The 20,448-nt window shown below is 72.0% G+C and carries 17 protein-coding genes and 1 pseudogene; 14 read left to right on the top strand and 4 right to left on the bottom strand.

What is annotated here, in order from left to right; genetic code table 11:
* Positions 1–145 precede the first annotated feature (145 nt).
* Together IE316_RS20890 and IE316_RS20885 are read right to left on the bottom strand one after the other, a co-directional pair.
* Positions 146–1,483: a polysialyltransferase family glycosyltransferase gene (locus tag IE316_RS20890; protein WP_190205956.1), complete on the bottom strand. Its 1,338-nt coding sequence runs from the start codon at positions 1,481–1,483 to the stop codon at positions 146–148.
* Positions 1,480–2,460 (bottom strand): glycosyltransferase family 2 protein, encoded by a 981-nt coding sequence (locus IE316_RS20885; RefSeq protein ID WP_190205955.1) that lies wholly within the window; start codon positions 2,458–2,460, stop codon positions 1,480–1,482. Before IE316_RS20885 ends, IE316_RS20890 begins: the two co-directional genes overlap by 4 nt.
* Positions 2,461–2,658: 198 nt before the next feature.
* On the opposite strand from IE316_RS20885, the gene IE316_RS20880 reads away from it, so the two are divergent.
* Genes IE316_RS20880 through IE316_RS35615 form a run of 4 tightly spaced genes read left to right on the top strand, consistent with a single transcriptional unit; the run spans position 2,659 to position 7,338 of the window.
* Positions 2,659–3,984 carry a DUF6716 putative glycosyltransferase gene (locus tag IE316_RS20880; protein WP_190205954.1) on the top strand — a complete coding sequence of 442 codons (1,326 nt, stop codon included), beginning with the start codon at positions 2,659–2,661 and terminating at the stop codon, positions 3,982–3,984.
* A gap of 44 nt (positions 3,985–4,028) precedes the next feature.
* Positions 4,029–5,267: an N-acylneuraminate cytidylyltransferase gene (locus IE316_RS20875; protein WP_190205953.1), complete on the top strand. Its 1,239-nt coding sequence runs from the start codon at positions 4,029–4,031 to the stop codon at positions 5,265–5,267.
* 14 nt (positions 5,268–5,281) lie between these two features.
* The gene (locus tag IE316_RS20870; RefSeq protein WP_190205952.1) at positions 5,282–6,220 is read left to right on the top strand and encodes an N-acetylneuraminate synthase family protein; all 939 of its coding nucleotides are present in this window, start codon (positions 5,282–5,284) and stop codon (positions 6,218–6,220) included.
* Positions 6,221–6,264: 44 nt separating this feature from the next.
* Positions 6,265–7,338, top strand: coding sequence for a hypothetical protein (locus IE316_RS35615; RefSeq protein WP_229910496.1), 1,074 nt, complete (start codon positions 6,265–6,267; stop codon positions 7,336–7,338).
* Positions 7,339–7,425: 87 nt separating this feature from the next.
* Here the strand turns inward: IE316_RS35615 and IE316_RS35610 are convergent.
* Positions 7,426–7,752: pseudogene (locus IE316_RS35610) on the bottom strand (ATP-binding protein); the annotation flags it as partial.
* Positions 7,753–7,843: 91 nt separating this feature from the next.
* On the opposite strand from IE316_RS35610, the gene IE316_RS20860 reads away from it, so the two are divergent.
* The 3 genes from IE316_RS20860 to IE316_RS36405 are packed head-to-tail and all read left to right on the top strand — an operon-like array spanning position 7,844 to position 9,081.
* Complete coding sequence (locus IE316_RS20860) at positions 7,844–8,677, top strand: helix-turn-helix domain-containing protein (protein WP_190205951.1); 834 nt, start codon at positions 7,844–7,846, stop codon at positions 8,675–8,677.
* Entirely contained in the window at positions 8,652–8,867 is a 216-nt protein-coding gene (locus IE316_RS20855; protein ID WP_190205950.1) for a DUF397 domain-containing protein, read from the top strand. Before IE316_RS20860 ends, IE316_RS20855 begins: the two co-directional genes overlap by 26 nt.
* A gap of 4 nt (positions 8,868–8,871) precedes the next feature.
* Complete coding sequence (locus tag IE316_RS36405; protein WP_190205949.1) at positions 8,872–9,081, top strand: DUF397 domain-containing protein; 210 nt, start codon at positions 8,872–8,874, stop codon at positions 9,079–9,081.
* A 4-nt stretch (positions 9,082–9,085) separates the two neighbouring features.
* Here the strand turns inward: IE316_RS36405 and IE316_RS35985 are convergent, their stop codons facing one another.
* Positions 9,086–11,818: a P-loop NTPase fold protein gene (locus IE316_RS35985; RefSeq protein WP_190205948.1), complete on the bottom strand. Its 2,733-nt coding sequence runs from the start codon at positions 11,816–11,818 to the stop codon at positions 9,086–9,088.
* 317 nt (positions 11,819–12,135) lie between these two features.
* On the opposite strand from IE316_RS35985, the gene IE316_RS20840 reads away from it, so the two are divergent.
* The 7 genes from IE316_RS20840 to IE316_RS20810 all read left to right on the top strand — a co-directional run bounded on the left by IE316_RS20840 (position 12,136) and on the right by IE316_RS20810 (position 20,441).
* On the top strand, positions 12,136–13,368 hold the full coding sequence (locus tag IE316_RS20840; RefSeq protein ID WP_190205947.1) for a M20 family metallopeptidase: 1,233 nt from the start codon (positions 12,136–12,138) through the stop codon (positions 13,366–13,368).
* 187 nt (positions 13,369–13,555) lie between these two features.
* Positions 13,556–14,602 carry a BMP family lipoprotein gene (locus tag IE316_RS20835; protein ID WP_190205946.1) on the top strand — a complete coding sequence of 349 codons (1,047 nt, stop codon included), beginning with the start codon at positions 13,556–13,558 and terminating at the stop codon, positions 14,600–14,602.
* A gap of 257 nt (positions 14,603–14,859) precedes the next feature.
* Positions 14,860–15,909: a BMP family lipoprotein gene (locus IE316_RS20830; RefSeq protein ID WP_190205945.1), complete on the top strand. Its 1,050-nt coding sequence runs from the start codon at positions 14,860–14,862 to the stop codon at positions 15,907–15,909.
* A gap of 209 nt (positions 15,910–16,118) precedes the next feature.
* A complete protein-coding gene (locus tag IE316_RS20825; RefSeq protein ID WP_190206172.1) occupies positions 16,119–17,666 on the top strand; it encodes an ABC transporter ATP-binding protein in 1,548 nt (515 codons plus the stop codon).
* Positions 17,666–18,790: an ABC transporter permease gene (locus IE316_RS20820; protein ID WP_190205944.1), complete on the top strand. Its 1,125-nt coding sequence runs from the start codon at positions 17,666–17,668 to the stop codon at positions 18,788–18,790. The genes IE316_RS20825 and IE316_RS20820 overlap by 1 nt, the downstream gene beginning before the upstream one ends.
* The gene (locus IE316_RS20815; RefSeq protein ID WP_190205943.1) at positions 18,787–20,052 is read left to right on the top strand and encodes an ABC transporter permease; all 1,266 of its coding nucleotides are present in this window, start codon (positions 18,787–18,789) and stop codon (positions 20,050–20,052) included. The genes IE316_RS20820 and IE316_RS20815 overlap by 4 nt, the downstream gene beginning before the upstream one ends.
* Complete coding sequence (locus tag IE316_RS20810) at positions 20,049–20,441, top strand: cytidine deaminase (protein ID WP_190205942.1); 393 nt, start codon at positions 20,049–20,051, stop codon at positions 20,439–20,441. The genes IE316_RS20815 and IE316_RS20810 overlap by 4 nt, the downstream gene beginning before the upstream one ends.
* Positions 20,442–20,448: the final 7 nt, after the last annotated feature.

The raw sequence follows: 20,448 nt of genomic DNA, 5'->3' as shown, positions 1-20,448 counted from the left end.
CGGGTTCGATGGCGCAAGAAGCAGGCGGCATCCGCGATACTAGAGGGACGAACCAGGGTTCACCATGGATTGCATGGAGTAACCGGCCCTTTGGCTTACGTTTCCATGGGTTTCGCGTGCTGTTCACCGCCGGGCCCTGGACGGCTCAGCGGCGCACCACCCGCCGCTGGAGGCTGCGGGCGGTGCGGGCCACCCGGCGGACCGTCGCGTTGCGCGGCAGGAAGCCGAGCTGCGCCGGCACCCCGCCGGGCAGGCCCAGGGAGGTCAGGCGCTTCTTCTTGAAGTAGCGCCAGGTCCGCTCGTCCAGTCGGGCCGCCAGGTACCGCTCGGTCTCCGCGCGCAGCCCCGGCAGGATCTTCGGCTGCATGGTGAAGCCGACGGCCCGCACCAGATCGGCGAGGTCCGCCGGGTCCAGGGCGCCGGTCCCGGCGGCGACGGCCGCCCGGTCGGTCAGGTCGGGCAGCAGCGCGTCCACGATCGTCACCGGCATCCGGTTGCTGTTCTCGAACGGCGACAGCCGGTCCAGCAGCGTGTCCGTGCCGATCCGGGCGACCGGCAGGCCGTACAGCGCGGAGGCGGTGATCAGGGCCGTGGAGAAGCAGCCGACCACCAGCGCCGGGCGGGTGCGCTGGTAGAGCACCTCGGCGAGGACCGGCGCGTCCAGCACGGTCAGGTCGGCGCCGAGCAGCTCGGCCTCCTGCTCCAGGGTGCGGGTGAAGCGGGCCGGCGCGGTCGGGTGCGGCTTGAACACGATCCGGGTGTGGCCGAGCGCGACGGCGCCCTTGAGCATCCGTACGTGCAGGTCCTCCTCCTGCTCGGCGGTGAGGATGTTCAGCGCCGACAGGTACTGGCCGAGCAGCAGCGCGGGCTCCTCGACCTCGGGCAGGTCCGCGCCGGTGTCGACCAGCTCGGCCAGCACCTTGGTGAACGCGCCGGTCGGCACCACCTCGGGCGCGACGCCGAACTCGGTGAGCAGCAGCGGGCGCAGGCCCGGCACCAGGTCCAGGTGGAGCAGCCGCTCCACCCGGGTGCCGACCAGCGGGTCGATCTTGTTGCGGGTCGGCCCGTAGCTCATCAGGCCGTCCGCGTACACCGTGACCGGCGCGTCGGTGAGGATCTGCGCCACCCCGAGCGCCGGGTTGACCTGGATGGACTCCACGGCGAGCGCGATGTCGTCGTCGCCGATGCCCCAGGCCAGCCGCAGATACCGCTCCCACATCGGGACGTCGTCCGGGCGCGGTGCCCAGGCCCCCGGGTGGAACGGGAAGATCGTCTCGTTCCAGGACACCACGTCGTCGAACCGGGACCGCAGGTGCTCGAAGCCCGGCATCGCGTCCACCGCCGGGGTCGTCTCCGGGGTGGTCGCGTTGTTCGACACCAGCAGGATGCGCCGGTCGGCCGGGGCGAAGCAGCCGGCGTCCAGGGCGGCGGCCAGCGTCGCGGTGCCGTACAGCGTGGACGCCAGGAAGACTTGCGTGGTCACGCCGCCACCTCCGTGCCCTGCACCGGACGGCGGCGCAGCCTGCGCAGCTTGGCGGCCCGCTCGGCGTCCATCGAGGCCAGCGCGTCGTCGAGCACGTCCTGCGGCATCCGCCGCAGCGCGGCGGTGCTCATCGCCTTCAGTTTCCGGGCCACGGGCGCCTCGAACCTTTCGATGGAACCGAGATGGTGGGAGATGATCGCGCAGTACGTGCGCACCGCCTTCGGCAGCAGCGCCGCCGCCTCCGGGTCGGCGGCCGTCTCGTCGATCACCTGGTCGAAGGCGCGCACGAAGTCGAGCTGCCGGGCGTCGCCGACCTGGGTGAGCGAGGAGGCGACCCCGCGCCGGTAGAAGACGCCGAGCAGGCTGGTCACCGCGAACGAGTCGGCCTCGCGGTGCAGCTTCCAGATCCACGGCCGGTCCTCGGCGGTGCGCAGCCCGTGGGTGAAGTGCAGCAGGCCGCGGTCGACCAGCCTGCGGTGGTAGATGCCGGCCCAGGCGTAGGCGTAGTCGACGGAGGTGGTGCGGTGGGCGGGCAGGATCGCCCCGCGCGGGGACAGCACCACATTGCGCCGGCCGTGCGGCACCCGGTGCACCGACCGGGCCCGCGCGGTGCACTGCACATGGTCGGTGCGCACGAAGTCGCAGCCCAGGTCCTCGATGGCGGCGACCAGCTTGGCGTAGTACCCGGGCGCCAGCCAGTCGTCGCCGTCCAGGAAGGTCAGGTACTCCCCGCGGGCCGCGTCGATACCGGTGTTCCGGGCGGTCGCCAGACCGCCGTTCTCCTCGTGTCTGATCAGCACCGCCCCCGGCAGCTCGCGCTCCGCGCGCGCGAGCAGGTCCGCGGTCCCGTCGGTGGAGCGGTCGTCGACGAGAATGAATTCGAAGTCCTCGCGCGCGTTGGCACGCAGACTGCGCAGGGCATCGGGGACGTATGGCCGCACGTTGTAGAACGGCACGATGACGGAGAGCTTGAGCACGTCACGGACGTTAGGCGGCGGCCCGGCACACGGCTTTACCCGCACCTTGATACCGGGTGAACGCCGTATGGCGAAGCCGTGACGCGAACACTTTTCCGAGCGTCCGACGAGCCGATTCTCCATTCGGCGGTGTGCTGTTAACCGTTTGTTGTGTTCGGGTTGGGCCGCACCTCGCCATCGCTTCCTAGCGTCATCGACGTGCCAGCCAGTCCAACGAAGCCCCTGCGGGTGGCGGTCCTCGCGGATTCCGACACCCGGTGGAAATGGGGCGCGCTCACCGCGAACCGCATCGCCCCGCGGCAGGCCGGCCGGACGGAACTCCGTCTGGACGGCTATCTGCTGCGCGGCCGTGCGACCCCCACCGCCCGCCAGTTGCGGGAGGTCGGCGTCAGCGCCGACTCCCTCGACGAGGTCACGGCGGTGGAGTTCCTGCGCGCCATGGGCGAGAAGCCGTACGACATCCTGGTCCTCGCCCTGGTCGGCGGCGGCGTCCAGGCCATGCTGCACGGGCTCGGCCGGGTCTGGGCCGACCGCGCCGACCGCCCCGTCGTCGTCACCGGCTATGTCGGCGTCGTCTACGAGAAGCTCGCCGACGGCCTGCTGCTGCGGCACGGCGCCGACCTGGTGCTCGCCAACTCCCGCCAGGACGCGGAGCGCTTCCGCGCCGTGTACGAAGGGGTGGGCGCCGACGCGGGCGCGGTGACCGAGGTCGCGCTGCCCTTCCTCGGCGGCGCCGCCTACACCGGCGAGCACGACCCGTACACCGTCGTCTTCGCCGCCCAGCCCTCCGTTCCCGACAGCCGCCGGGACCGTACGTACCTGCTGGAGCGGCTGATCCGGCACGCCCGCAAGCACCCCGAGCGGGAGGTGCTGCTCAAGCTGCGGTCCAAGCCCGGCGAGCACACCACCCACATCGAGGAACTGCCGTACCAGAAGCTGGTGCAGCGGGCCGATCCGCCGCCCAACTTCCGCCTCGTCTACGGACACATGGGCGAGGTCCTGGACCGCACCGACCTGCTGGTCACCGTCAGCTCCACGGCCGCCCTGGAGTCCCTGCACCGCCGCATCCCCACCGTCGTCCTCACCGACCTCGGGGTCCGCGAGGCGCTCGGCAACCACCACTTCGTGGGCTCCGGCTGCCTCGCCTCCTGGGACCAGCTCGACGCCGGCCACCGGCCGGTACCGGACGCGGAGTGGGTGGCCCGGCAGGGCGTCGCCGCCGAGGGCGGGGCGTACGAGTCCGCCTTCGACGCCGCCCGGGAGCGCATCGCCAAGCTGCTCGACCGGCCCGGCGGCCTGCCCCCGCTCACCCCGTACTACACGCCCGTCACCGCCCCCGGCTACCTGCCCGGCATCCTCGCCCGGCACCACCTCGCCCCCGACGGCCACCCGCTGCCCGGCGCGCCCGCCGCCGACAAGGACCCCGGTCCGGTCCGGCAGATCGTGCGCCGCGCCGCCCGCGGCGCCTACCGGCACGGAGTGCAGCGGGTGGCGCCCGTCATCCGGCGGATGGGGGAGCTGTGACGGGCCCGGCCACCACCCCGCCCCCTGCCCGAGGAGCAGACCCCATGACCCACCCGGAAGCGGGCCGCGGCGCGACGAAGCGCCGGGTGCTCGCGGTGATCCCCGCGCGGGGCGGCTCCAAGGGCGTCCCCGCGAAGAACCTCGCCCCCGTCGGCGGCGTCCCGCTGGTGGCCCGCGCGGTCCGCGAGTGCCGCGCCGCCCGCCTGGTCACCGACGTGGTCGTCTCCACCGACGACCAGGCCATCGCCGCCGCCGCCCGGCAGGCCGGCGCCGAGGTGGTGCTGCGCCCCGCCGCCATCGCCGGGGACACCGCCACCTCCGAGGCCGCCGTGCTGCACGCCCTGGACGCCCACGAGGCGCTGCACGGCACCCCCGTCGACGTGGTGCTGCTCGTGCAGTGCACCAGCCCGTTCCTGATCCGCGAGGACATCGACGCGGTGGCCGCCGCCGTCGCCGAGCAGGGCGCCGACACCGCGGTGACCGTCGCCCCGTTCCACGGCTTCCTCTGGCGCGACGGCGACGACCCCGCCGAGGGCGGGTACGGCGTCAACCACGACAAGTCCTACCGGCCCCGCCGCCAGGACCGCCCCCAGGACCTGCTGGAGACCGGCGCCGCCTACGCCATGGCCGCGCCCGGCTTCCGCGAGCACCGGCACCGCTTCTTCGGCCGCACCGAGCCGGTGCGCACCGACCCCGCCCGCGTCCTGGAGATCGACGACCCGCACGACCTGGCCCGCGCCCGCGCGCTCGCCCCGCTGCTCGACGCCGACCGGCCGGGCGCCCTGCCCACGGCCGACGACATCGACGCGGTCGTGCTCGACTTCGACGGCACCCAGACCGACGACCGGGTGCTGATCGACTCCGACGGACGGGAGTTCGTCGCCGTGCACCGCGGCGACGGCCTGGGCATCGCCGCCCTGCGCCGCTCGGGACTGCGCATGCTGATCCTGTCCACCGAGCAGAACCCGGTCGTCGCCGCCCGCGCCCGCAAGCTCCACCTGCCGGTGCTGCACGGCGTCGACCGCAAGGACCTCGCCCTCAAGCAGTGGTGCGAGGACCAGGGCATCGCCCCCGAGCGCGTGCTCTACGTCGGCAACGACGTCAACGACCTTCCGTGCTTCGCCCTCGTCGGCTGGCCCGTGGCGGTCGCCGGCGCCCACGACGTCGTCCGTGGCGCCGCCCGCGCGGTCACCACCGTCCCCGGTGGCGACGGCGCGATCCGGGAGATCGCCGGCTGGATCCTCGGACCCTCGCTCGACTCTCTCGCCCCCCTCACCAAGTAAGGACCCCTCCTGCCATGAGCACCAACTCCCGCCTGCGCGCCCTCGGTTCCAAGACCGCCGGCCCCGGTCAGCCCGTCTACATCACCGGCGAGATCGGCATCAACCACAACGGCGAGCTGGAGAACGCCTTCAAGCTGATCGACGTGGCCGCCGAGGCCGGCTGCGACGCCGTGAAGTTCCAGAAGCGCACCCCGGAGATCTGCACCCCGCGCGACCAATGGGACATCGAGCGCGACACCCCCTGGGGCCGGATGACGTACATCGACTACCGCCACCGCGTGGAGTTCGGCGAGGACGAGTACCGCCAGATCGACGCGTACTGCAAGGAGAAGGGGATCGACTGGTTCGCCTCCCCGTGGGACACCGAGGCCGTCGCCTTCCTGGAGAAGTTCGACGTGCCCGCCCACAAGGTGGCCAGCGCCTCGCTGACCGACGACGAGCTGCTGCGTACCCTGCGCGCCACCGGCCGCACCATCATCCTCTCCACCGGCATGTCCACCCCCAAGCAGATCCGGCACGCGGTCGAGGTCCTGGGCAGCGACAACATCCTGCTCTGCCACGCCACCTCCACCTACCCGGCCAAGGCCGAGGAGCTGAACCTGCGGGTCATCAACACCCTCCAGCAGGAGTACCCGAACGTCCCGATCGGCTACTCCGGCCACGAGACCGGCCTGCAGACCACCCTGGCCGCCGTCGCCCTCGGCGCCACCTTCGTCGAGCGCCACATCACCCTCGACCGCGCCATGTGGGGCTCCGACCAGGCCGCCTCCGTCGAACCGCAGGGCCTGACCCGGCTGGTCCGCGACATCCGCACCATCGAGGCGTCCCTCGGCGACGGCGTCAAGAAGGTCTACGACTCCGAGCTGGGCCCGATGAAGAAGCTGCGCCGCGTCACCGGCGTGGTCGCCGAGGCGGAGATCGCCGCGGCGGCGGGCGAGCCCGTCACGGTCTGACCCCACCCCACCCCACCACCCCACGACGGGACGGTCGTACGCCGATGAGCCCTCGCGCCGGGAAGCCCGGCCCCCACACTCTCGCCTTCGTCGAGAGCCCGGTACAGCTTCTGAACGTACTGGAGTGGGCGCACACCCGTGCTCCCTGGACGGGGCTCACCCTCGTCGTGCTGTCCCCCGTGGACCCGATGACCCGGGGCCAGCTCCGCCGCATGTCGGAGCTGGCCCGCGAGGACGGGCACGAAGTCCGCTGGGAAGAGGCGCGCGGCGGGACCTCGGCCCCGTTCCGCACCGTCGGGGGCCTGGCGGCGCTGCTCCGCCGCGCCCGCCGCATCGTCATGGGCGACCCCTTCTCCCGCTACGTCCAACTGCTGCTGACCATCACCCGGGCCCGGGAACTGGTCGTCGTGGACGACGGCACCGCCACGATGGAGTTCGTCGGACAGCTCGCCCGGGGCGAACGCCTGGTCCGCTGGCACCGCAAGGGCAGCCGCCCCGGCGCCCGCGACCTCCTCTTCGCCCCGGTCTCCTCGTCGGCCCGCCGCCGCCTCACCCCCTCCCGGGGCGCCCGGGGCCGCCAGGTCGAGATCTTCTCCTCCATGCCCATCGCCGAGGTCCCCGACGGCGTCACCGTCACCGCCCACGACTTCGCCTGGACCCGGTCCCGCTTCGGCCCGCCCCGCATCACCAAGGGCGCCGACATGGTGGGCACCTCCCTGGTGGAGACCGGCGTCGTGGACGCCGACCGCTACCTGGACGCCGTGCGCACCCTCGCCAAGGCCCACGGCGCCACCCGCTACTTCGCCCACCGCCGGGAGAGCTCCGAGAAACTCCACCGGCTCGCCGTCGAGACCGGCCTGGAGATCGTCCGCCCCGACCTGCCCCTGGAACTGATCGCCCGCCGCGGCCCGGTCGGCCGCACCATCCTCAGCTTCCCCTCCACGGTCGTGCACACCCTCCCCCTCGCCCTGGCCGGCACCGAGGTCACGGTCGCCGTCTGCGACATCGACCCCGCCTGGCTCACCCGCACCGCCTCCCCCCGCGCCTCCGGCTTCCTCTCCGGCGTCACCGACTCGGCCCGCGGAGTGGAACGGTTGCTGACGGTGCCGGGGACCTGACGCGTCCTCGCTCCCACCGCACTCGAACCACACCGTCTTGCCGTCCCCCGGCCCCGGCCCGACCCCCCACCGGTCGGCCAGGGCCGCCAGCAGCACCAGCCCCCGGCCGCCCTCCGCGTCCTCCGGTACCGCGTCGGCCCGCTCGGGACACCGGGGACTGCCGTCCGCCACCTCCACCCGCACACCACCCGGCCGCCGCAGCAACAGCAGGGTGCACCGGCGGTCCGGTACGTGCCGTACGACGTTGGACAGCAGCTCGGTCACGCCCAGCTCGACCGCGTCGCTCCACTCGGCCAGCTCCCAGACGGCCAGGTACGACCGGACGATCCGCCGGACGTGCCGGGCCGCGTGCGCACCGACGGTGAGGCACAGCGTGTACTGGGACGGGAGCGCCGGGGGAAAGTAATCGTTCACGGGACGAGCGTGACGCCGGACGACTACTGTGCGCTACGGACCGAATGCAACCGGTCCCCGTGTGGGCCGAGTCGCGTGAAGGGGGCTGTGCGTGACCCACATCAACGTCCTCGATCCCGGCGCCTCACCGCTCGACTACTACGGCTTCGAGCTGCGCCGGTACCGCGAGGCCGCCGGACTGACTCAGAAGCAGCTCGGCGAGATCGTCAACTACACCGGCTCACTCATCGGACAGATCGAGACGGCCCGCAAACTGCCGACCTCGGAGTTCAGCGAACGCGTGGACGCGGCCCTGGGCACGGGCGGGGCCCTGTCGCGGCTGGTCGCCCTGGTGATGCGGAGCCGGTTACCGGCGTGGTTCCAACAGATGGCCGAGTTGGAGGCGCGGGCCGTCGAGATCTGCGCCTTCCAGACGCACATGGTCCACGGCCTGCTTCAGACTCCCGCCTACGTACGTGCTGTGCTCGGAGCCTTCGACCGCACCGACCTCGACGACCGCACCGCCGTGCGGCTCGCGCGCCAGCGTCTCTTCGAGAAGGCCGACCCACCCGTCTTCTGGTCGGTGATCAGCGAGGCGGCCCTGCTCCAGGAGATCGGCGGCCGGGAAACCATGCGTGGCCAACTGGCCCATCTGCTGTCCTTCGAGCAGAACCCTCGGATCAACGTGCAGGTGCTGCCGTTCTCCGTCGGGGCCCACCCGGGGCTGACCGGTTCCTTCAGCCTCTTCCGCTTCGCGAGCGACCCGGCCATCCTCTACACGGAGAGGTACGGGAGCGGCCATTCGACCGCCAACCCGGACTCGGTCAAGGGCTGTTCACTCCGTTACGATCACCTCCGGGCCGCCGCGCTCTCCCTGAAGGACTCGGCGGAACTGATCCGCCAGGTGATGGAGGAACGCTATGCCGACCAATGCCGAGTGGCGTAAGTCCAGCTACAGCAGCGACCAGGGCGGAGAGTGTGTCGAGGTCGCCACGCCTCCTCACCGGGCCGGCGTGGCCGTACGGGACTCCAAGGTGCCGACGGGTCCCGTACTGACGCTCACTCCCGCGGCTTTCACCGCCTTCCTCGCCTGGACCACTTCCGGAAGGGCCTCCGCGCGGACGGGCGGCGCGTGAGCCCATGAAAACCGACGCGATCCGGACGGGGCCCCAGTGGCGTAGGTCCACGTACAGCAGCGACCAGGGCGGGAACTGCGTCGAGATCGCCATGCCTCCCCACCGGGTGGGCGTGGCCGTACGGGACTCCAAGAACACGACGGGCCCCGTACTGACGCTCACTCCCGCCGCCTTCACCGCCTTCCTCGCCTGGACCGCCTCCCGGGACCGATGACGGTTCAGCCCTCCCCGGAGGGGTCCGGTACCGGAAGCTGCCAGGCCGTTCTGATCCGGGTGAGGAGGAGCCGGGCGCTGTCGGGGGAGACGGTCAGTTCCTCGTGGGCCTCCGCCAGCAGGGCCGGGTCGCCGTCGGGGCCGTGGTCCCGGGCCGCCGCGGCGCGTGTGGTGAAGCCGGGGGCCGCGAAGACGTCGAGCAGGGTGAGGCAGAAGTAGGAGAACGCGGACGCCTCCAGGATCAGTTGCTGCGCGGCGTCCGGCACGGCGAGGTGCACCTCCCGCGAGGTGACGCGTCCCTCGAAGGCGAAGGTCCGCAGCGCCGCGTCGAGTTCGGCCGACGCCGACGCGGCGGGGCGCCGCAACTGCACCGCCAGGTCGCGGAAGGCGCCGAGCACCGCGCCGCCGCCCTGCGGCCAGGGCTCCTGGGAGAGCAGCATCCGGAAGCCGGAGACCGCCTCGGCCAGTTCTTCGAGGATCAGCGTACGGGCGTGCCGGGGAAGGTCGCCGGTGCTGTCGAGGTGCAGGTCGACGAGCCGGCGGCCGTAGCGGATCAGGTCCCGGGGGACCCCGCCGGCCAGCGCGTGCACCAGGTGGACGTGGGTCTCGGTGAGCCCGGGCAGCCGCCGGGTGAGCAGCGCCCCGGACTCGTCCGGCAGGCACGGCTGGACACTGACGATGTCGTCCAGTGTCGAGTCGGCCGCGTCACGGTGCGGAAGGCCGCGCCGCACGAAGGCGGCCCCCACGTCGTCCGCGACGGACACCAGATAGTGCACGTACGGGACACCGAAGACGGCCTTGATCTCGTTCAGGAAGGCCAGCACCGTGGCCCCGTCACCGAGCCGGTCGAGTTCGTCCACGGCGACCACGACGCGGCCGCCGCGGTCGTGGACCTCCCGGGCGACGCGTCCCAGCAGGTCACGGAAATCGTCGACCAGCTCGGGGAAGTTCGGTGGCACGGTCGACAGCGAGGTGCCGACCTGCACGCCGATGCCCGCCGCCGGGACCGCCGTACTCCAGGTGGCCGCCCTCGACTGCACGGTGCGCAGGTGCAGCAGTTGGTCGCGGCACCGCTTTACCAAGGGTGGCGTCGCGCCCCTCGGACGCCAGTCGGACATCCGCAGCAGCATCAGACCGGCCAGCAGCGTGGCCAGTCTGCCGGGATTACCGTCGTCGGTGACCACCGCGCGGCAGGTCTCGTCCCGGAGCAGCATCCATGCGACCACCAGGGCCAGGACGTGCGGTGCCCCCTTCCGCCACCACGTCCACAGATCATCACCTCGGGCGGCCCGGCCGTCGAGGAACGTGACGACGGCCGTGAGAACGCCGTACGCGGCCATGACCCGCACCGCGTCGGACAGTCCGTCGTTGCCCGACTCCATGACGCCGAGGAGGGCATAGACGTCCGGGTCGGTCAGCAGCGTGCCGAAGGGGACGACGACGAGCGCGGCGCCCAGCACCGTGCAGACACCGCGCCACAGGAGTCCGGCCGCCCTGGCGGCCCACCGGACGCGCCCCAGACGCCACCAGGCGAGACCCAGCAGCGCCACGGCCAGCGCGGCGCCGACGCGGTCGCCGTGCCACACGAGGCGGGCGTCCCGAACGGCGAAGTCCCCCAGCTCCCGCAGGCGCTCCTCGGCGGGGCGGCCGTACAGCTCACCCAGATCGGCCGCCCCGGCCCTGAGACCGAGGACGAGGAGGACGGCCGCCGGGACGGCGAAGAGAAGCCGCAGGAGCGTCCGCCCCAGCGTGCCGCGGGCCCAGCGGGCGGGCCGCCCGAACCAGCCCAGGCGGCGGAAGGACGGGACGGGGAACCCGCGTACCGAGAGGTAGGTCTCGCAGACACCGGTGAACAGGGCGAGCAGGAAGTCGTGCGGGGCGTACCGGGCCGGCGTGTGGGTGTGCACGGACAGGGCCGCCTCCTCCATGGCGCTTTCCAGGAGGGTGGTCTTGCCGACGCCGCGCGGCCCGCACAGCGCGATGGTGCCGGCGTCCATCAGCCCCATCTTGCGCCGCAGTTCCCGGGCCGCCCGGGTGGCGACCAGGTAGCCGCGGTCGGCCGCGGCCCGCAGTCCCGCGGTGTCCAGCGCACGGACCGGGATCTCCGCCTCCAACCGGAACGCCGCCCGCGCGACCTGGTGCAGGATGTCCGGAACAGGCGCCAGGACCACCGCCTGTCGCCATCGCCGACGCGCCTGCGCGTACTGCGTCCACCACCACAGCGCCCGCACCGAGGCGTCCACCGTCCGCCAGACCTGCCCCGGGGACCGCACACCCCGGGCGACCGCCATGGCCGCGACCGTCAGCGAGACGGCGACCGCCGCCCCGGGCGGCCAGATCCACGCGAGCAGCAAGCAGAGCAGCCCCAGGGCGACCCACGCCAGCCGCCGCCGGTCCGCGTCCACCCAGCGGGCCTCTCGCGCGAGGCGGTCCAGCGCCGCGCGCAGCGACCGGGCCCGGCCGCCGAGGTCGTCATAGGCCGCGCGGGCGCTTCCCAGCGACCTCAATACGAAGTCGGGCTCCAGCATCAGCGCTTCGACGCGCAGGGCCCGGTCACCGTCCGCGGGCCCGATCAGCTCCCGTATCTCACGCGTCGAGAGCCAATGGAGCAGTTGCTGGTGGTAGATGTCCCGGTCGCGGCGGAACGTCCACGGGGCCACCGGGTCCGCCGCGACCGCCCGAGCCCCCCGGACCGTCTCGGACATGGCGGAGTCCGCCGCCGCGTCGCCGTCCCCCATGCCGGTCACCGCCCCCGGGAGCGCCCCCCTTGCGTGCCTCCCTTACCCACCCGGCAGCCCGCGAAAGCCCCCGCTGACCTGCCCGACACTTGGACGCCGAGCGCGTAGGCGCGGTGATCCGTGGTATGCGTGTGGGGTGGGCGGGCGCTGTGCGGCGTGCCGCTCGCGCTCGTGTGGAAGGACGCGAGCTTACCCAGGTGTCCCGACGCGTATGCGTCCGGCGGCCGTAATGTTCTTCGCCTGACGGGCTGAAGTTTTGTTTATCTCAGGACAGTCGGCCGTCCGGGCGTCCTACCCTTCAGAGGGTGAAGCCACTGATGTCACTGGAGTCCGAAGCCGCCGCCCCCGGGGAGACCGCGCTGCCCGGCACGCTGCCGCAGGCGCTGCGCGAGGAGCTGGTGGAGTTCCGCCGCGACCTCCACATGCACCCCGAGCTGGGCAACCAGGAGTTCCGCACCACCGCCGCGATCAAGGAGCGGCTGGAGCGGGCGGGGCTCAAGCCCCGGGTGCTCTCCGCGGGGACCGGGCTCCTGTGTGACATCGGCGCCGACCCGGGGGAGTCCGGCGGCGGCGCCTCGATGCTCGCCCTGCGGGCCGACATCGACGCCCTGCCCATCCCGGACACCAAGAGCGAGTGCGCCTACCGCTCGACCGTGCCCGACCGCGCCCACGCCTGCGGGCACGACGTCCACACCACCGTGCTGCTCGGCGCCGGCCTGGTGCTCGCCGCCCTGCACGAGCGGGGCCTGCTGCCGCGCCCGGTGCGGCTGGTGTTCCAGCCCGCCGAGGAGGTGCTGCCCGGCGGCGCCACCGACGCCATCGACGACGGCGCGCTGGAGGGGGTGCGGCGCATCCTCGCGCTGCACTGCGACCCCCGGGTGGACGCCGGGCGGATCGGGCTGCGGGAGGGTCCCATCACCTCCGCCTGCGACCGCATGGAGATCGCCCTCGGCGGCCCCGGCGGCCACACCGCCCGCCCCCACCTGACCACCGACCTGGTCACCGCCACCGCCCGGGTCGTCACCGACGTGCCCGCGCTGGTCGGCCGGCGCGTCGACTCCCGCAGCGGACTGGCGATCACCTGGGGCCGGATCGAGTCCGGCCACGCCCCCAACGTCATCCCGCAGCACGCCGAACTCGCCGGAACCGTGCGCTGCCTCGACCTCGACGCCTGGCGGCAGGCCCCGGACATCGTGGTCGCCGCCATCGACGAGGTGGCCAACCTGCACCGCGCCAAGTCGGAGATCACCTACGTCCGCGGCGTCCCGCCCGTCGTCAACGAGGCGACCAGCACCGACCTGCTCCGCGAGGCGATGACCGCCCGGCGCGGCGCCGACGCGGTGGAGGGCACCGAACAGAGCCTCGGCGGCGAGGACTTCTCCTGGTACCTGGAGCGGGTGCCCGGTGCCATGGCCCGGCTCGGCGTCCGCCCGCCCGGCGAGCGCACCGTCCGCGACCTGCACCAGGGCGACTTCGACGTGGACGAGCACGCCATCACCGTCGGCGTGGAACTCTTCACCGCCGCCGCCCTCCTGGACACCGCCCGCTGACCCCCCGGGGGGTGCCCCCAACACCCCTTTCCGCCCCCTTCACCACGGTGGTTCACCGGGCCGTAACCGGCCAGCGGCACGAATGGGTAACGGCCCCGCGGAACCCCGTTCCCAGGAGTTTCTACGCGCGTTAATGTGCGCCGAACCGGGCGCCCGCTGCGGGGTTTTGGAGAATGGGGAACGTCAGATGCGTCGGATTTCGAAACTGACCCGCGTCGCGGTGGGGGCCGCGTCGCTCGCCCTCGCCGCCACCGCCTGCGGCGGCACCAGCAGCGAGGACGGCGGCGACGACGGCGGGGACAAGGGCCTCGCCCTCGCCTACGACATCGGCGGGCGCGGCGACCAGTCCTTCAACGACGCCGCGTTCGCGGGCCTGGAGCAGGCGAAGAAGGAGTTCGGTTACCAGACGCAGGACATCGAGCCGACCGAGGGCGAGACGGACGCCGACAAGGAGCAGCGTCTGGCCTCGCTGGCCAAGCAGGGCTACGACCCGGTCATCGGCGTCGGCTTCGCCTACGGCCCGGCGATGAAGGCCGTCGCCGCGAAGTACCCGGACACCACCTTCGGCATCGTGGACTCCGTCGTCGAGGGCAAGAACGTCGCCTCCCTCGTCTTCGCCGAGAACGAGGCGTCCTACCTGGCCGGTGTCGCCGCCGCCAAGGCCACCAAGACCAAGGTCGTCGGCTTCGTCGGCGGTGTGGACGTACCGCTGATCCACAAGTTCCAGGCCGGCTACGAGCAGGGCGTGAAGGACACCGACCCCAAGGTGAAGGTGATCCCGCAGTACCTGACGCAGACCGCGGAGGAGGGCGGCTTCTCCAGCCCCGACAAGGGCAAGGCCGCCGCCGAGGGGCAGATCGAGAAGAAGGCCGATGTCGTGTACCAGGCGGCCGGGCTGTCCGGGCAGGGCGTGATCGAGGCCGCCGCGACCGCCGGGGTCTGGGCGATCGGCGTCGACTCCGACCAGTACCGGCAGGAGGCCCTCGCCAAATACAAGGACCACATCCTCACCTCCGCCCTGAAGGACATCGACGGCGCGGTGTACGCCCTGGCCAAGTCGGTGGAGGACGGCAAGCCGCTGAGCGGCACCCACACCTTCGACCTGAAGTCCGACGGTGTCGGCCTGTCCGACAGCAACCCGAAGTACGCCGAGGTGGCCGGCCTGAAGGACGCCGTGGCCAAGGCCAAGGCAGGGATCATCGACGGCTCGATCAAGGTGCGCAGCGAGCCGTAGACCGCACGGACGATACCGGTACGAAGCGGGCGGGCGCACCGGCCCCCGCCCGCTTCGCCGTACCCGGCCCCGCGTCACCCTCAGCCACCCCCCGTTCGCACCCGGCAAGGGTCCGGCCGTGTCCCGCGACACCTTGGCCACAGGGGGATAACAAGGTGGACAGAAGGGGTTTTCAGGCAGGTCTACGCGCGTTAATCTGCGGCGAAGCCAGCGCCGAAGCCGAACCGTCCGGCGCTTGTACGACAGGAGCACCACACATGCGCCGGATTTCCCGGATCACGGTCGCAGGCGCAGCGACCGCCTCCCTGGCCCTCGCCCTCGCCGCCTGCGGTGGTACCTCGACCTCTTCCGACTCCTCCGAGTCCAAGGGTGACAAGGGCCTCGCGATCGCGTACGACGTCGGCGGCAAGGGCGACCAGTCGTTCAACGACGCCGCCTTCGCCGGCCTGGAGCAGGCGAAGAAGGAGTTCACGTACGAGACGGCGGACATCGAGCCGACCGACGGTGAGACCGACGCCGACAAGCAGCAGCGCCTGGAGTCCCTGGCCAAGCAGGGCTACAACCCGATCGTCGGCGTGGGCTACGCGTACGCCGCCGCCGTGAAGGGCGCCGCGGAGAAGTTCCCCGACACCACCTTCGGCATCGTCGACGACTCCACCATCGAGGCGAAGAACGTCGCCGACCTGGTCTTCTCCGAGGAGGAGGCGTCCTACCTGGCCGGTGTCGCCGCCGCCAAGAGCACCAAGACCAAGGTCGTCGGCTTCGTCGGCGGTGTGGACAACCCGCTGATCCACAAGTTCCAGGCCGGCTACGAGCAGGGCGTGAAGGACACCGACCCCAAGGTCAAGGTGATCCCGCAGTACCTGACGCAGACCGCCGAGGAGGGCGGCTTCTCCAGCCCCGACAAGGGCAAGACGGCCGCCGAGGGCCAGATCGAGAAGAAGGCCGACGTGGTCTACGCGGCGGCCGGCCTGTCCGGTCAGGGCGTGATCGAGGCCGCCGCCGCCAACAAGGTCTGGGCGATCGGCGTCGACTCCGACCAGTACCAGCAGGAAGCCCTCGCCAAGTACAAGGACTCGATCCTGACCTCGGCGATGAAGGACGTGGCCAAGGCGGTCTACAACCTGGCGAAGTCGGTCGAGGACGGCAAGCCGGAGACCGGTATCGTTCGGGGCGATCTGAAGAGCGGCGAGGTGAGCCTGTCGAACTCCAACCCGAAGTTCGCGGACGACACCGCCCTCCAGGAAGCCCTGAACACGGCCAAGGAGAAGATCGTCAGCGGCGAGATCAAGGTCAAGTCGAGCTGACCGGGCAGTTGCCGGTCGGCGTGCAAGCGCGGTCGCGCGGACGCTCGGCGGGGCACGGGGAGGACGTCTTCCCGTGCCCCGTCCGAGCAGGTGCGCCACCGCTTTCGATGCCGTAGGGGCGCTACGCGCGTAGACGGCCCCCGTCCCCAGGAGTGTGCGCCATCAACGCGTCCAGCAGCCCTCCGGCCGGAGCGGCGGTCAACGGTTCGGTGACCGCCGTCGAACTCGCCGGGATCACCAAGCGCTTCCCCGGCGTCGTGGCCAACCACGACATCCACCTCACCGTCCGCAAGGGCACCGTGCACGCCCTGGTCGGCGAGAACGGCGCCGGCAAGTCGACCCTGATGAAGATCCTCTACGGCATGCAGAAGCCGGACGAGGGCACCATCGCGATCGACGGCGAGCAGGTCTCCTTCTCGTCCCCGGCCGACGCCATCGCCCGCGGTATCGGCATGGTCCACCAGCACTTCATGCTCGCCGACAACCTCACGGTCCTGGAGAACGTGGTCCTCGGCAGCGAGAAGCTGTACGGCATCGGCGGCAGGGCCCGCCGCAAGATCAAGGAGATCTCCGAGCGCTACGGCCTCGACGTCCGCCCCGACCTGCTGGTCGAGGAGCTGGGCGTGGCCGCCCGCCAGCGCGTGGAGATCCTCAAGGTCCTCTACCGCGGTGCCCGCACCCTGATCCTGGACGAGCCGACGGCCGTCCTGGTGCCGCAGGAGGTGGACGCCCTCTTCGCCAACCTGCGCGAGCTGAAGTCGGAGGGCCTGTCCGTCATCTTCATCTCGCACAAGCTGGGCGAGGTCCTCTCCGTCGCCGACGACATCACCGTCATCCGGCGCGGCACCACGGTCGGCACCGCCGTCCCGTCCCGGACCACCCCCCGCCAGTTGGCCGAGATGATGGTCGGCAGCGAACTGCCCACCCCCGAGACGGCCGAGTCCACGGTCACCGACCGCCCGGTCCTCACCGTGGAGAAGCTCCGCCTGGCCGCGCCCGGCGGCAAGGCGCTGCTGGACGACGTCAGCTTCACCATCCACGCCGGCGAGGTGCTCGGCATCGCGGGCGTCGAGGGCAACGGCCAGACCGAACTGGTCGACGCGCTCATCGGCCTGCGGCACGCCGACTCCGGCACCATCCGCCTGGCCGACGAGGAGATCACCGCCTGGTCCACCCGCAAGCGCCGGGAGCAGGGCGTCGGCTACATCCCCGAGGACCGCCACCGCCACGGCCTGCTGCTGGAGGCTCCCCTGTGGGAGAACCGCATCCTCGGCCATGTCACCGAGCGGCCCAACGCCAAGGGCGTCTGGCTGAACCCGAAGGCGGCCCAGGAGGACACCCGCCGGATCGTCGAGACCTACGACGTGCGCACCCCCGGCATCGACGTCACCGCCGCCTCCCTGTCCGGCGGCAACCAGCAGAAGCTGATCGTCGGCCGGGAGATGAGCCACCGGCCGCGCTTCCTGATCGCCGCCCACCCCACCCGGGGCGTGGACGTGGGCGCCCAGGCCGCGATCTGGGACCACATCCGCGAGGCCCGCCGCGAGGGCCTGGCCGTGCTGCTGATCTCCGCCGACCTGGACGAGCTGATCGGCCTGTCCGACACCCTGCGGGTGATCTACGACGGCCGGCTGGTCGCGGACGCCGACCCGGCCGCCATCACCCCGGAGGAACTGGGCTCGGCGATGACGGGCGCGGCCACCGGCCACCTGGAGCACGAAGAAAACGACGAGCCCGGGGAAGACGAGGCCCGCTGATGAAGAAGTTCGACAAGGAGCGCGTGCTCCTCGCGGTGGCCGGACCGGTCATCGCGCTCGCCGTGGCCTTCGTGCTCAGCGCGATCGTCCTGATCGCCTCGGGCAAGAACCCCGTCGAACCGTTCGCCCTGATGTTCGAGCAGGCCGGGTTCTCCGACATCCAGGTCCTGATCGTCAACCAGGCGTCGATGTACTACATCGCCGCCCTGGCGGTCGCCATCGGCTTCCGGATGAACCTGTTCAACATCGGCGTCGACGGCCAGTACCAGCTCGCCGCCATGATGGCCGCGATCGTCGGCGTCCACGCGAACCTCCCCGCGGTCCTCCAGATCCCGCTGCTGCTGCTCACCGCCGTCCTCACCGGTGCCTTCTGGTCCGGCATCGCCGGCGTCCTGAAGATCACCCGCGGGGTCAGCGAGGTGGTCGCCACGATCATGCTGAACTCCATCGCCACCGCCGTCATCGGCTACCTGTGGCTGCCCGACGTGTTCGGCGTCAAGGTCGGCAACAACAACACCACCGGCGAGATGCACGACTCCGGCTGGGTCCCCGGCATCGACATGGGCGCGGCCGGCGAGGTCTACGGCCTGGTGATCCTCGCGGTGCTGCTCGGCATCGGCTACTGGGTCGTCCTCAACCGCACCCGCTTCGGCTTCGACCTGCGCGCCTCCGGTGCCTCCGAGACCGCCGCCGCGGCCAGCGGCGTCGACCCCAAGCGGATGGTCCTCACCGCCATGCTGATCTCCGGCGGCCTCGCCGGACTCGCGGGCCTGCCCATCCTGCTCGGCGACACCCACACCTACAGCCTCAACTTCCCCACCGGCATCGGCTTCCTCGGCATCGGCATCGCCCTGCTCGGCCGCAACAGCCCCGTCGGCATCGCCTTCGCCGCCCTGCTGTGGGCCTGGCTCGACAAGGCCAGCCCCGAGCTGGACTTCCACGGCTACGACAAGGAGATCGCGGTCATCATGCAGGGCCTGATCGTCCTCTCCGTGGTCGTCTCCTACGAGGCCGTCCGCGAGTGGGGCCTGCGCCGCCAGCAGCGCCGGGTCGGCGCCGAACTGGCCGCCGGTCACGTCCTGGGCGCCACCGACAACACCACGAAGGAGGTGGCCGGCCGATGACCACCGCGACCGACCTCAACCAGCCCACGCTGCAGCCCGCGGCGCCCGCCGGCCGCCGCATGTCCGTGCCGGTGCTGCTCCTGGTCATCGCCGGAGCCCTGGCGCTGACCTCGCTGGTCCGCATCATCACCGGCGCCGACGGCATCACCAACGTCAGCCAGATGTCCACCGCCCTCCAGCTCGCCGTGCCGATCGGCCTGGCGGGCCTGGGCGGCCTGTGGGCCGAGCGGGCGGGCGTGGTCAACATCGGCCTGGAGGGCATGCTGATCCTCGGCACCTGGTTCGGTGCCTGGGCCGGCTTCCAGTGGGGCCCCTGGATCGGCGTCCTGGTCGGGATCGCCGGCGGCGCGCTCGGCGGTCTGCTGCACGCCATCGTGACGGTCACCTTCAACGTCAACCACATCGTCTCCGGCGTCGCCCTCAACATCCTCGCCCTCGGCGCCACCCGCTACCTCGCGCCGCTCGCCTTCGAGGGCCACCAGGGCGGCTCCGCCAAGCAGTCCCCGCCGGTCGACTCCCTCGGCCACTTCACCGTCCCCGGGCTGTCCGACGGACTGAAGTCCCTCAACGAGCACGGCTGGTTCCTCGTCTCGGACATCGCCGGACTCCTCGGCGGCCTGGTCACCGACGTCTCCTGGCTCACCCTGATCGCCGTCGCCCTGATCCCCGCGACCTGGTGGATCCTGTGGCGCACCCCGTTCGGCCTGCGGCTGCGCTCCTGCGGCGAGAACCCGGTCGCCGCCGAGTCCCTCGGCGTCAACGTCTACAAGTACAAGTACCTCGCGGTGATCATCTCCGGCGGGCTCGCCGGGCTCGGCGGCGCCTTCCTGTCCATCGTCGCCAACCCCTTCTACCTGGAGGGCCAGACCAGCGGCCGCGGCTACATCGGCCTCGCGGCGATGATCTTCGGCAACTGGATGCCGGGCGGCCTCGCCATCGGCGCCGGCCTGTTCGGCTACACCGACAGCCTCAACCTGCGCGGCGGCTCGGCCAACGTGCACGCCCTGCTGCTGCTCGGCGCGCTGCTGCTGCTGGCGGGCGCGATCTGGCTGGCGGTCCGCAGGAAGTACGTCAAGGCCGTGATCACCCTGGTCGTCGGCGCGCTGGTGTTCGCCTGGTACGCGGGCACCAACGAGGTCCCCAACCAGGTCGTCTCCGCCACGCCGTACGTCATCACCCTGATCGTCCTCGCGCTCTCCGCGCAGCGGCTGCGGATGCCGAAGGCGGACGGCATGCCGTACCGGAAGGGGCAGGGCAAGTGAGCGGCGCCGACTGGGAGTCGCTGCGCGCGGCGGCCCGGGACGCGATGTCCCGGGCGTACGCCCCCTACTCCGGCTACCCGGTCGGGGTCGCCGCCCTGGTGGACGACGGCCGCACGGTCACCGGCTGCAACGTGGAGAACGCCAGCTACGGCCTGGGCCTGTGCGCCGAGTGCGGCCTGGTCTCCCAGTTGCAGGCCACCGGCGGCGGCCGGCTGACCCACTTCACCTGCGTCGACGGCCGGGGCGAGATCCTCGTCCCGTGCGGCCGCTGCCGGCAGTTGCTGTACGAGTTCGGCGGCCCGGACCTGCTCCTGGAGACCCCGGAGGGCATCCTGCCGCTGTCCCGGATGCTCCCGCAGGCTTTCGGCCCCGACCACCTCACCAAGTAAGGAACGC

The sequence above is a fragment of the Streptomyces fumanus genome (genome assembly GCF_014655295.1).
GTDB lineage: Bacteria > Actinomycetota > Actinomycetes > Streptomycetales > Streptomycetaceae > Streptomyces > Streptomyces fumanus.
This window is presented reverse-complemented; position numbering and strand designations above follow the sequence as displayed.